The sequence below is a fragment of the uncultured Legionella sp. genome (genome assembly GCF_937871865.1).
Classification (GTDB): domain Bacteria; phylum Pseudomonadota; class Gammaproteobacteria; order Legionellales; family Legionellaceae; genus Legionella.
Genome location: NZ_CALMPD010000151.1, coordinates 41,342 through 52,183, shown reverse-complemented (window position 1 = coordinate 52,183; position 10,842 = coordinate 41,342). Strand labels below are relative to the sequence as shown.

The window sequence follows — 10,842 nt, the reverse complement described above, 5'->3', positions numbered from 1 at the left end:
CTCTAATCTCTAATCTCTAATCTCTAATCTCTAATCTCTAATCTCTAATCTCTAATCTCTAAAGTTTCTATATTTCTATAGATATTGCCGATAGTACTAATTTAATGATCATTTTTGTTCATGTCAACAATAATAGTTTAAAAAAACCAAATTGCTATTGAAAGTATTCCTAAGTGAACTATAATTGAGATTGATTTCAATCACAGGAATAAAAAATGAACTATAATAATTCTTTGATTCATGGCTGGAAACAAGAATTTAAACTGACTCAGAATGATATTGCTGAGATTACTGGCTACTCTATTAGCTCAGTAAAAAAATGGCTTTTGTCAGAAGATACTGAGGGGTATAAAGAAGTTCCTGATAGAGCTATAAGGTTATTTAAATATTGGATGGAGAAACCTACAATTGAAAATGAAGATTTAAAGGTTATAGTATTTGCGAATCAAAAAGGCGGTTGTGGAAAAACAACGTTATCCTTGAATTTTTCAAAAATGTTGGCAAAAAGAGGTGAGAAGGTTTTAGTTATTGATAATGACTCACAAGGAAATCTATCTTTTACTTTGCTTGGCAAGGAAAATTATCCACCACAGCAATCCTCTACACTTGTACATTTAGGTAAAGAAATAGAACCTGTAAAAATAGACAATAACCTCTACTTAATAGGGTCGGATGAAAATTTAGTAGATATCGATAAAAAAACAGCTATTGAAGTATTTTTCAATCTTAGAGATTCCATAAAAAAAATGGCACTGAAGTATGGGTTCACTTATGTCATTATTGATTCACCACCTTCTCTTGGAACTGTTTTTATTTCTGGTTTAATAGCCTCTAATAATATCGTTATTCCTGTATACCCAGAAGCATATCATATGCAAGGGCTTTTATCGTTGATGCAAAAAATAAAAGTGGCGCAACAACCAGGATTAAGTCCTTCACTTAAGCTGGCAGGAATTATTCTTAACAGAGTTAACAGAAACACTATTGTTTATAAAAATATTAGAGATCAGCTCCATGAAGCTTTCGGAGACTTAGTTTTAACAAATGAAATATCTCAGTGTACAGCTGTTATTGAAAGCCAAACCCCCGCTTATTCAAACTCAATAGAAGAATATGCCCAAAAAGAAAAAAGAAAGGGCGAGAAGCCTCTGGTTGAGTTTAATAAAGTACTGGATGAGTTAATTCAAAATTTATAATGAGAAAATTATGAAAAATAAATCAAATGCAAAAGATTTCGGTTCTTTATTTATTACTAATACTGCTGAAAAAAAAGAATACTTCTATAACAGTAATGATGAAGTTATTAAAGAAATTGATCCGTTAGATTGTATTAATTGGAAATATGCGGATAGGCAAAATTTTGAAATGGGAGATCTTCATGAGTTAGCATTGAATATTTCAGAAAATGGACAAGTTCAACCTATTGTGGTGAGAGAGGTAAATGATAAATATGAAGTCATTGCGGGAGAAAGGCGATGGAGAGCGTGTTCTCTTATAAATAAGAAAGTAAAAGCCGTAATTAAAAATCTTACAGATGAAGATGCGTTTATTTTACAGGCAGCAGAAAATATAAAACAAGAATTATCACACTATTCTCAGAGTGTAAGTTATTATAAAATTCTTAGCGAAGAAAAAATCTCACAGAGAACACTTGCAAAAAGATTAGGTATATCTAAATCATCATTAAGCAATTTACTTTCTTTTTCATCAATACCTAGTGAGTTATGGGAAGCTGTTGGTGATATGAGGAAGGTCACTATAAAAACCGCATGCTTTATAAAACAATTATTGGATAGCGATCCTAATGTACTTGCAGAGTTGTTATCAATTGCTAGTGAGATTCAAAAAGGAGCCGGTTCATCAAAAATAAAAAAAATTTTAGAAAAAGAAAATAAAGAAATTTCTAAGAATGTATATTCTTCTAAGAATAAAATATTATTTAAGGTAGATCATAATAAAATTGTTCTGCCAACTACTAACTTAGATCGTGAGAGCTTAAAAAAACTGGTAGAGCATTTAAAAAATTACCTAGAAGTGATTTGATTTTTTTATAACGAGTGTCCATACGTATGGACACTTTTGAGTTCGGGCATAAAATAACAACCCTGTTATTTCACAGGGTATTCAGTTTTCGTAATATTGAATCAGATATGATATCATCATATCATCTTGAATAATAATCATATATTAACTATACAATGGCTGACGTAATAACAAATACAATCGGTGATCGAATAACATATTGTAGATCATCCTTGTGCTTAACAAGAAAAGAACTTGCTGAAAAGTGGGGCTCTGCATCTATACCAACTTTGGCAAGATGGGAATTAGATACGGTTAGGATACCATGTAAGAAATTGATTTCTATGATTAATTTCTTTCAAGAACATGGATTATTTGTTACGGAAATTTGGCTGAAAGATGGTGTTGGGGCACCTCCATTATTACTACAAAGAGATCGATTTGATGAGATAGATTTTGATAGTATTGCCCAAGAACAGTTATTAGATATTAATAGACAAATTAGAAATTTTATTTTTGGTCAGGTAAAAAATAATTTTATGAGCCCTTTCATTAAGTATGGCGATTATATTGGTGGTGTAAACTTATTAGATAATACTGAAATAAGATCACTTCAAGGTGAACTTATTTTTTTAAAAAAAAGAGTTACAGGGCTAGTTGTAGGTGTTTTGAAAGATGCTACTAATCAAATAAATATAAAAAATTTTGATAAAGCTACAGAATTAATAGATACTGAACATGTTGAAGCTATAGGAAAGATACAGTGGATAGTAAGAAGGCCTTAAATAATGAAAATCAATTTTGGCAGATAAATAATGACCTTATAAATATTGGTGCAACTTATGTATCATTATTGATTTTTGATGGTAATAACGAAGTTATTTATTCTAAATCCAGTAATTTAGATTGGGCAGATGAATTCACGTCTACAGGTTTATATAAAAGCTGTCATTTATTAAATGAAGCAAATAGCCAAATGAGTTTACATGATAATTCATTTACAATAGTTTGGGATTTATATTCGCCACAAACAGAATCAGCAAAAGCATTAGATGATATTAGGAAATCTAAAAATATAACACATGGGGTAGGCTTTTGTATAAAAAATGGTAATGGCTCTAGGCTAATGTTGAATGTTGCAGGCAAGTATACCGACATTAACTTTGGATTTAATGTTCTTAAAAAAAGAAAAGAGGTATATCATGAACTTTATACCTTTATTTTAAGAAAACAACCTCATTTAATTTCCGAATTGCTATTACAGAAATCAGATAGATACTAGAATATAGCACGATTATTAATGATAAATTTAAAAAATTATTTGAGGATATAAATAGAGAAAGATATAAAGCCATACTGGGCATACCGATCTTTATTATATTCATTGTTGCTGAAGAATATGTCTTGCAACTACCGCACTCCAGAGATTTAAAAGTGGCTGCCGGATAAATTATTCCAGAAAACAAATTAATCGCGAAAAATGAATAAATGAACTGTTGAAAACCTAGGTCGTTACCAATCCCTCTCATTACTAATAGTAATCCTATTAATGCAATAGAGATTAAACTAAATATTATTATCGTATTTTCTTCAATTACGTGGTTTATTTTGCTATAAATAGTGCTTCCTAAAAACAATCCACACATGTTAATTAAATTATAATTACCATAATCTTGAAGCTCTAATCTAAAATTATCTATCATAATAAGCGGGGCGTAGAATGAGTAACAGTATGCAATGATGGTTGTAATAGATAATGCCATAGCATAAGAAATTAGCTTATAATTTAAAAATTGATATCGCGCAATAGGTTGTTTTTTTTTATAAGAAAACACTTTTGTATTAGGTACAAAAAATGTAAATATTAATAATAAGAAAGTATAAAATATCTGTATTTTTAAAATAAACAGCAACCCCACTACCTTTAGTAGTGTTCCTGAAATAAATATGGAAAAGTAAATAGAACCTGTAAATGCAATCGCAATTATTGAAAAATAACCCTTTTCTTCATTTGGAAGAATATTATCTTTGATAATTGCAAAGCCACAAACTAGCCCCGAAGATAAACCAAAAGCAGTAATAAATCTCCCTAAAAGAAAAATATAATAGGTAGGAAATTTAACCGATAAATATTGTAAAATAAAACCTGCTGAACATAATATAAATCCATACCTTAAGCTGGAAATACCGCCATATCTATTAGAGAAAATAGCAAAGGATATCTGCCCTAGAAGATATCCCATTAAATAAATAGTCATGACATAGCTGAGAGAATGACTTGAGATTAAAAATAAATTTTTTAGTTCATTCATTCCTGGAGTTATGAATGTTGCCACTATAGATGCGGCAGTAACTAAAAATATTAGAATAATTTTTTGAAAAGCACTCATTGCTCTAACTAATTAGCTGATCAATTATTTCAGGAATACATAATTTATTACCATCGTCTGTTTTTTTATTAACGCAAGTAGCATTGAATATTGCTTTTAAAATAATTTTCCCATCACTTAACCTTTTGATATCTTGTTTATGAGACCAGTGGAATGGAAGTTCTCCGTTCGATATTTCACTGGTCACTATAAATTTATCATTAGCTACAAGAGCATTTTTAAATTTCATAGTACATGAAGTAATAACCAAATTTAATCCTGTTTCTGCAAAAGATGTATGATTAATACCTAGTTCTTCCCCATGTTTATGACGAGCATGAGACAGGTAAATCATATAATTAGAATTGTTTACTATACCCTGAGCATCAAGCTCATTGTCTCTAACTTCCATTTCAATAGAAAATTTTCTCATTTCAAATAACCTCTTTACATTACGATATCAACATATCATAATATTATTTATATGTGATATGCAAATATCATTTAATTGATAGCATTGACTCATTTTAGAGGGAAATTAAATTGGAATCAAATAACAATTACAGGAAAGTTCATATCACGATTCAGCTATCACAAAGTGCGAATCGTCTTTTGTCAGAATCATGTGGTCGATCAAATAGAAAAAAGATTCAGGAGGCTACGTTACGATTGGAAGATCATTTAAATAAATATCGATCAATCTCTGAGTTGGATCATGCGATTCCATTAAGTGAGGAATTAAAATAGAGATGTTGATTTTGTCCAGAAAAGAAGGTGAGAGCATTATGATCAGCGAGGATATATGCATCACTATTCTTAAAAACGTAGATGGCAAGGTTGATGTAGGGATATCAGCACCTAAAGAAATGCCAGTACATCGATTAGAGATTTTTGAAAAAAATAAAACTAAGGCAAACAAGGATTAAGCATGAAAGCAAATAATAAAATGATATCAAAAACTTTATTAGTTGGCGCAGTTGTAATTTTAACGGGCTGTGCTGCAACCCAAACCGTACTAGAACATGGCTCATTGCAAGTAAATACCAAACAAAGTGAAACGGTCTTTTTAGAGCCAGTTTCACCAAAGCAAAAGACAATTTTTCTTTCTATTAAAAATACTTCTGATGAAGAAGTTAATATTACTTCTTCATTGAAAAGTTCCCTAATAGAAAAAGGTTATAAAGTAGTATCCAATCCTAATAATGCTCATTATTGGTTACAGGCAAATGTACGTAAGGTTGGTAAGATGAGTGTCGCAGCGAGCAAATCAGCGCTTGGCGGAGGATATGGTTCCGCAGTAGCGGGAGCTGTCGCAGGAACTGCTTTAGGATCGTTTTCCAACAGCAGTACTGGAATGATAGCAGGAGGGGTTACTGGAGGTCTGGTTGGTTTAGCTGCTGACTCCCTGGTTAAAGCAGTTAATTATACGATGATAACTGATGTTCTCATTAGTGAGCGTGTAGGAAGTGGTGTACAGGTAAAAGAGCAATTTAAATCTAATGTAGCTAACGGTTCTTCCAGTACCACATTACAAAGTTATTCAAAATCAAGTAAATATCAGAAATATCGTACTCGTATTGTTTCCAATGCAGATAAAGTGAACTTAAAGTTTTCTGATGCGCGTGGTGCACTAGAGCAGGATTTGGTTAAAAGCATTTCTGGAATTTTTTAAGGGAAATTAAGAAGAAGGGATGAGTCATGATGAAAAAAATATCCAAAATTGCTCTATCAGCACTGTTTTTGTGGAGTGCACTACAGAGTTTTTGTTATGCGTCTGAGCTTAATGGCCAACGGATTGCAAGGCAATGCCTGAACATATCACATCATTTGCTCAGTTTAGCACGATCAAATCCTGATAGTTATTGTGTAGGTGATATTGAGGGTGTGGCTCAATCATTAGAATTGACAGGCAAACAATTTGAATTGGAAAAACCAGAAAGGATTTTGACTGCGATTAAATATGCAGAATTAGAACTGCAAGCAATAAAAAATAATCGAACCTATTGTTCCCAATTTCATTCATTGATTAATCCAGTAATAAAGGAAATTAAAACGACAGGACATGAAGTCGAAATTTTTGTAAGTAATTATTTGATTACTTAATTCCATCAAGCAAAAAAATAAATAAAGGCAAAAAAACAGGCTGAAATTTTAGTCTAGGGATCGTTTTGTCTAAAAAAAAGAAAGGATGAAAAAATAATGGGTATTGGATTAAAAAAAGTAGGGTCTTTTATTGGGGTATATGGAATTTATTGTTTATTTATTGGGTTAATACTGTCTATTATTTTTTCTGCACACCCAGTGGAATATACACAATACCTCATGACCACTTATTGGTTTAAATGTCTTGTAGTGTATGGCGTAGTGTTAGGAGCGTATTTATCTTCTACTTCCTGTTTATATCTTGGTGCAGTAATCCTGGTTCACATAAGAAATAACTCGTTAAAGCATGGATTTTCTTTTTTTATCGAATTTCTCCTTCAAATGATTTGGATGGTACTGCCAATAGGGATTTTGGAGCACGCTTCTTTTATCCGAAATCAAGACCAAAACCTTGCTGTTTTTTGTGTGACCTTTGTGCTGAGTTTAGCGGTATTTAGACGTAGACGGCTCCCGATGTTTCAGGGGGCATGCTAATGAACCGATTGATTTCAGCGTTAGTTTTTGTGCCTTCATACTTAAGAGTTTTTACATCCATCAATAAGAAAATAAACATTCGTGGATTTTGGATAGTACCAGTCATGCTTTTGAGTTCGTGCCAAACACAGGTTATGCCCAAGCCATTACCTGTATTTGATTTTAGACAAGGAGAGAAAACCACGTTAAACCCCCCACGTTATTATGCCTGTGGGGATGTATATTTTCCGTGCAGTTACCAACAAAAAGTGATCATAAAAAAGGAGAAATAACATGGAATTATTAAGCCAATACAAAAATGATGTAGTTCAGTTTATTCAATCCCATCAAGGAAAAATCCTATTTCTTATAGTGCTTCTTCTTTTAGCACAGGGATGTTTTGCAGAGGATGCATTATCTGCTGCTGAACCAACAGTTAAAGATACGTATAACGGATCGATAAAAACTTATCTTTATGTTGGTGAGGCGGTGGCTGCAATTATGACCTTAATTTTCAGTCGTAATATTAAACACTTAGGCGCTGTTGGTGGGGTGGCTATTTTTTTTAACGTTGTGGCTGCATTGGCTGGTATTTAATATGGAAGACTACAAAAAATATAAGACCCCACAATTTCTCAATGAACCTTATCGATTAATTATTTTTACAATTGATGAGGTGATTGTGGCTGTATTCACCATTTATGTGTTGGGTTTTGTGTGTGGCTTTGTAGTCACCTCATTGATTTTGGCCTGTGTATTTTTATTTCTAATGCGGCGCATTAAAGGAAATGAAGGACCATATTATTATGTACATTTGTTTTATTGGTTCTTTTCATTATCCCCCAAATTGCGTGCCACGCCACCGTCCTGGATTCGAGAATTTTTGGGGTAAAAATGAAAATTGAGTATAAAGAATCAGAATTATCCAAAGAGAAAAAAAATAAAGTCTTGTTGCTGTCATTAAGTGGTGTTTTGCTGGCTGTTGTTTTAATGCAATCCATTACTGTGGGTGCTTTGTTGCATTATGCACACAGTAAACATGACATTCGTTTTATTCCACCAAAAATTTCACAGGAATTTACCTTATCACAAACTGGGGTTTCTGATGGGTACTTAAGAGACATGTCTCATTTTTTGACTCAGCTTCGTTTTAACGTGACCGCAAGTTCCGCAGCACTCCAATTTAATGTTTTTCTAGGGTATGTGTCTGCATCACTGTATGGGGATATACGCGCGCAATTGGTTAAAGAAGTAGAGCAAATTACGCACGAACATTTATCCAGTGTGTTTTATCCCACGAATTATGATATCGACAACAAGCATTTAAGTGTCAAAGTCGCAGGTCTTATGAAGCGCTTTGTTGGTGCTGAGATGATGTCTGAACAAAGGGAAACCTTTTTAATCCAGTATTCCTATGATTCTGGTCAATTAAAAATTACGAATCTTTCCAAGGTGTCCAAATGAAACAAACATTAATTACATTATTTTTAAGCTTATTTGTTTTTGAGGCCGTGGGAGCACAAATAAAAACAGTAAGAAATTATGAAGATATTTCCATTAAGGCATCCATTAAAGAGCCGAACAGCATCATGCTGGAGGATGATCGCATATTACAAATTAAAGCGCCTGGGAATACCTTAGTTGATGCGTGCAACGGTCGAACAAATTGTAAGTTGATTGATGAATCAACAGGGATTCTTACCTTCTTGCCTTCTCCATTATATCACACCCGTTCGTTTACGATTAACGTACTGACTGAAAAAGGGATGTTTTATAATGTACATGTAGAGCCCAAACCGATTCCATCCCAAACCATCGTATTTAAGATTTATAAAAAGCCGGTGATTCGTGCCTTAGAGCCTAAGACATCAGGTTATGAAAAATCATTAGTTAACTTTATCAAGGCATTAGTGAATGGCTACTTACCTGAAGGGTTTACGCAAACCATCCCCAAAACAACCTCTATTTATAAATCTCCTACAACCCAACTGAAGCGGCTTTTATCGGTTGAAGGGAATCAATTAACGGGTGAAATTTTTGAGTTAAAGAATGTAACGAATCGCCCTTTAGACATTCGCGAATCTTCGTTTAATTGGCCTGGAACTAAAGCTATTGCATTAGCTAAGACCCATTTAATTCCTTTTGAAACCACTCGACTTTATAGGATTAGCTAACATGTCACGTCAATTAAAAAAGAAACAGCACCTCTTTTTGGGAATTGTGGTTGGTTTCATTGTTTTGGTTATTGCAGGATTTGCCTTTTGGGGCAATAAAACAACCGAAAAGAAACAAACCGACAAAGAGAGTTTCAAAAAACACAGCTTAGCCAGCCCAATATCGGCAACAAGTAATGAAGCTCATTGGATTGAAAAGGCACAAAATGCTTGGAAAGCAGAGCAAGAAAAATCGCAGTTGTTTGATAAAAGCATCAAAGCATTAGGTGCGGAAAAACAACAGCAAATGAAAGTGATTCAGTATCAAAAAAAAGAGATGTCTGAAATGAGAGCAGCATTGACTGAACTCAAGCAACAAGTGGTCAAATTGCAAATGCAAAAACCATTGCCATCGAAAGCAGAGTTGCAGCAAGGGGAAGTCACTAATGAGATGTTACCACGCGCTGAAGAGGGTGGAAAACACCACATGATGGAGGTTGATTCAGGATTTATTCAATACACAGCAAAACTACAAAAAAGAGCGAAACCACGTATTAAAACTCCTGATAACTATGTGTTTTCAAATACCTTTGCCAAAGCCGTTGTTCTTCAAGGGGCTGATGTCTCGGCAGGGGTTCTAAGCCAGGCTAATCCAGACATCATGATGTTTCAAATTGTTGATGATGGCATCATGCCGAATGGTCATAAATCGCATTTAAAGGATTGTTTTTTTAGTGCCTCTGTTATTGGTGACATATCCAGTGAACGGGGAAAATTACGAACAGAGCGTTTAAGTTGCATTCATAAGGATGGAACAAGCCTTGATATTCAAGTAATCGGCATTGTTTCTGACTCAAAAAATGGTATTCGTGGTCGTGCGGTATGGCGTGAAGAGCCTATGGTGAATAAAGCATTTTGGGGTAGTTTTTGGCAAAGCATGGGCAATATTGGCCAGCAATATTCAACCGAATACAGTACTTCTCCTTTAGGAAGCGTTTCTACCATTAATCCAAGCAGAATCCCTTTAGCGGCTGCTTCTGGAGGGGCGGCGGGAGCGTCAAAAATGTATGCCCAGTACAACATCAAACGAGCAGAAATGTACCACCCTATTATTCAACTGCCTCCAAAAGTGGAAGTAGATGTGGTTTTTCTAAAAGGTTTTTGGCTTGATGGAGGAACAGACACCCAATCACCCGATAATCCAAGTGAAATAAAAAGCATACAAAATAATTTCGAAAGTGCAGGTAGTTCAATAACTCCTGAAGAAAAGGCTGCTAATCAATTTTACAAAGAACATTCGTTTTGAGGATAAACAATGAAAATACTACTGGGATGGCTGATTTTGGGATGCGTCTGTGTCACTGGATGTACCAAATTAAATTCTGAATTTGATTGTCCTGCGCCAAGCGGAGGATCGTGTAAACGCATGGATCAGGTATACAACTTAATCAATGGAGAGGGAGGTGTGGCACAGGAATCGTTAGCGGTGGCGCCTAGTCGTAATCCTTTGATTGTGGAAGGAAGACCTGGAGATCCTTTGCGATATGGTGAAGGGGTTATGCGCGTATGGATTGCTCCCTACGAAGATACCGAAGGTAATTACCATCAGGCAAGTCAAGTCTATAGTGTCGTTCAGAAAGGACATTGGATTCAAAACCCACCTGTGGCATCCAAATAAGGAG

Annotated in this window: 18 protein-coding genes; 16 read left to right on the top strand and 2 right to left on the bottom strand. The window is 34.1% G+C overall.

What is annotated here, in order from left to right:
• The first annotated feature begins 215 nt into the window (after positions 1-215).
• The 4 genes from Q0495_RS08185 to Q0495_RS08170 all read left to right on the top strand — a co-directional run bounded on the left by Q0495_RS08185 (position 216) and on the right by Q0495_RS08170 (position 3,304).
• Entirely contained in the window at positions 216-1,196 is a 981-nt protein-coding gene (locus tag Q0495_RS08185) for a ParA family protein (protein ID WP_298624867.1), read from the top strand.
• 10 nt (positions 1,197-1,206) lie between these two features.
• Positions 1,207-2,043, top strand: coding sequence for a ParB/RepB/Spo0J family partition protein (locus tag Q0495_RS08180; RefSeq protein ID WP_298624865.1), 837 nt, complete (start codon positions 1,207-1,209; stop codon positions 2,041-2,043).
• Positions 2,044-2,198: 155 nt separating this feature from the next.
• Entirely contained in the window at positions 2,199-2,807 is a 609-nt protein-coding gene (locus Q0495_RS08175; protein WP_298624863.1) for a hypothetical protein, read from the top strand.
• Complete coding sequence (locus tag Q0495_RS08170) at positions 2,786-3,304, top strand: hypothetical protein (RefSeq protein ID WP_298624861.1); 519 nt, start codon at positions 2,786-2,788, stop codon at positions 3,302-3,304. The genes Q0495_RS08175 and Q0495_RS08170 overlap by 22 nt, the downstream gene beginning before the upstream one ends.
• Here the strand turns inward: Q0495_RS08170 and Q0495_RS08165 are convergent.
• Entirely contained in the window at positions 3,240-4,412 is a 1,173-nt protein-coding gene (locus tag Q0495_RS08165; protein WP_298624859.1) for an MFS transporter, read from the bottom strand. The genes Q0495_RS08170 and Q0495_RS08165 overlap by 65 nt on opposite strands.
• A 4-nt stretch (positions 4,413-4,416) precedes the next feature.
• Positions 4,417-4,824, bottom strand: a complete 408-nt coding sequence (locus tag Q0495_RS08160; RefSeq protein WP_298624857.1) for a thioesterase family protein — start codon at positions 4,822-4,824, stop codon at positions 4,417-4,419.
• 110 nt (positions 4,825-4,934) lie between these two features.
• Here Q0495_RS08160 and Q0495_RS08155 point away from each other — a divergent pair, with 110 nt between their 5' ends.
• The 12 genes from Q0495_RS08155 (at position 4,935) to traV (ending at position 10,838) form a co-directional block, all read left to right on the top strand.
• Positions 4,935-5,138: a TraY domain-containing protein gene (locus tag Q0495_RS08155; RefSeq protein WP_298624855.1), complete on the top strand. Its 204-nt coding sequence runs from the start codon at positions 4,935-4,937 to the stop codon at positions 5,136-5,138.
• 2 nt (positions 5,139-5,140) lie between these two features.
• Positions 5,141-5,317, top strand: coding sequence for a carbon storage regulator (locus Q0495_RS08150; RefSeq protein WP_298624853.1), 177 nt, complete (start codon positions 5,141-5,143; stop codon positions 5,315-5,317).
• 2 nt (positions 5,318-5,319) lie between these two features.
• Positions 5,320-6,063: a complement resistance protein TraT gene (locus tag Q0495_RS08145; RefSeq protein WP_298624851.1), complete on the top strand. Its 744-nt coding sequence runs from the start codon at positions 5,320-5,322 to the stop codon at positions 6,061-6,063.
• Positions 6,064-6,089: 26 nt separating this feature from the next.
• A complete protein-coding gene (locus Q0495_RS08140; protein ID WP_298624850.1) occupies positions 6,090-6,494 on the top strand; it encodes a hypothetical protein in 405 nt (134 codons plus the stop codon).
• Between the two features lie 96 nt (positions 6,495-6,590).
• On the top strand, positions 6,591-7,028 hold the full coding sequence (locus Q0495_RS08135) for a hypothetical protein (protein WP_298624848.1): 438 nt from the start codon (positions 6,591-6,593) through the stop codon (positions 7,026-7,028).
• A complete protein-coding gene (locus Q0495_RS08130) occupies positions 7,028-7,300 on the top strand; it encodes a hypothetical protein (protein ID WP_298624847.1) in 273 nt (90 codons plus the stop codon). Before Q0495_RS08135 ends, Q0495_RS08130 begins: the two co-directional genes overlap by 1 nt.
• Before the next feature lies 1 nt (position 7,301).
• Entirely contained in the window at positions 7,302-7,604 is a 303-nt protein-coding gene (locus tag Q0495_RS08125; RefSeq protein WP_298624845.1) for a fimbrial protein, read from the top strand.
• 1 nt (position 7,605) lies between these two features.
• On the top strand, positions 7,606-7,899 hold the full coding sequence (gene traL / locus Q0495_RS08120) for a type IV conjugative transfer system protein TraL (RefSeq protein ID WP_298624844.1): 294 nt from the start codon (positions 7,606-7,608) through the stop codon (positions 7,897-7,899).
• A gap of 2 nt (positions 7,900-7,901) precedes the next feature.
• Positions 7,902-8,471: a type IV conjugative transfer system protein TraE gene (traE, locus tag Q0495_RS08115; protein WP_298624843.1), complete on the top strand. Its 570-nt coding sequence runs from the start codon at positions 7,902-7,904 to the stop codon at positions 8,469-8,471.
• On the top strand, positions 8,468-9,181 hold the full coding sequence (gene traK / locus Q0495_RS08110) for a type-F conjugative transfer system secretin TraK (RefSeq protein ID WP_298624842.1): 714 nt from the start codon (positions 8,468-8,470) through the stop codon (positions 9,179-9,181). Before traE ends, traK begins: the two co-directional genes overlap by 4 nt.
• Position 9,182: 1 nt before the next feature.
• Positions 9,183-10,466 carry a TraB/VirB10 family protein gene (locus Q0495_RS08105; protein WP_298624841.1) on the top strand — a complete coding sequence of 428 codons (1,284 nt, stop codon included), beginning with the start codon at positions 9,183-9,185 and terminating at the stop codon, positions 10,464-10,466.
• A gap of 9 nt (positions 10,467-10,475) precedes the next feature.
• Positions 10,476-10,838 carry a type IV conjugative transfer system lipoprotein TraV gene (gene traV, locus Q0495_RS08100; protein ID WP_298624840.1) on the top strand — a complete coding sequence of 121 codons (363 nt, stop codon included), beginning with the start codon at positions 10,476-10,478 and terminating at the stop codon, positions 10,836-10,838.
• Positions 10,839-10,842: the final 4 nt, after the last annotated feature.

What these genes read in the sequence shown, in the direction of transcription:
- Q0495_RS08185 (WP_298624867.1), top strand. Translation starts at nt 216, where the DNA reads ATGAACTATAATAATTCTTTGATTCATGGCTGGAAACAAGAATTTAAA.
- Q0495_RS08180 (WP_298624865.1), top strand. Translation starts at nt 1,207, where the DNA reads ATGAAAAATAAATCAAATGCAAAAGATTTCGGTTCTTTATTTATTACT.
- Q0495_RS08175 (WP_298624863.1), top strand. Translation starts at nt 2,199, where the DNA reads ATGGCTGACGTAATAACAAATACAATCGGTGATCGAATAACATATTGT.
- Q0495_RS08165 (WP_298624859.1), bottom strand. Translation starts at nt 4,412, where the DNA reads ATGAGTGCTTTTCAAAAAATTATTCTAATATTTTTAGTTACTGCCGCA.
- Q0495_RS08160 (WP_298624857.1), bottom strand. Translation starts at nt 4,824, where the DNA reads ATGAGAAAATTTTCTATTGAAATGGAAGTTAGAGACAATGAGCTTGAT.
- Q0495_RS08150 (WP_298624853.1), top strand. Translation starts at nt 5,141, where the DNA reads ATGTTGATTTTGTCCAGAAAAGAAGGTGAGAGCATTATGATCAGCGAG.
- Q0495_RS08145 (WP_298624851.1), top strand. Translation starts at nt 5,320, where the DNA reads ATGAAAGCAAATAATAAAATGATATCAAAAACTTTATTAGTTGGCGCA.
- Q0495_RS08140 (WP_298624850.1), top strand. Translation starts at nt 6,090, where the DNA reads ATGATGAAAAAAATATCCAAAATTGCTCTATCAGCACTGTTTTTGTGG.
- Q0495_RS08135 (WP_298624848.1), top strand. Translation starts at nt 6,591, where the DNA reads ATGGGTATTGGATTAAAAAAAGTAGGGTCTTTTATTGGGGTATATGGA.
- Q0495_RS08130 (WP_298624847.1), top strand. Translation starts at nt 7,028, where the DNA reads ATGAACCGATTGATTTCAGCGTTAGTTTTTGTGCCTTCATACTTAAGA.
- Q0495_RS08125 (WP_298624845.1), top strand. Translation starts at nt 7,302, where the DNA reads ATGGAATTATTAAGCCAATACAAAAATGATGTAGTTCAGTTTATTCAA.
- traL (WP_298624844.1), top strand. Translation starts at nt 7,606, where the DNA reads ATGGAAGACTACAAAAAATATAAGACCCCACAATTTCTCAATGAACCT.
- traE (WP_298624843.1), top strand. Translation starts at nt 7,902, where the DNA reads ATGAAAATTGAGTATAAAGAATCAGAATTATCCAAAGAGAAAAAAAAT.
- traK (WP_298624842.1), top strand. Translation starts at nt 8,468, where the DNA reads ATGAAACAAACATTAATTACATTATTTTTAAGCTTATTTGTTTTTGAG.
- Q0495_RS08105 (WP_298624841.1), top strand. Translation starts at nt 9,183, where the DNA reads ATGTCACGTCAATTAAAAAAGAAACAGCACCTCTTTTTGGGAATTGTG.
- traV (WP_298624840.1), top strand. Translation starts at nt 10,476, where the DNA reads ATGAAAATACTACTGGGATGGCTGATTTTGGGATGCGTCTGTGTCACT.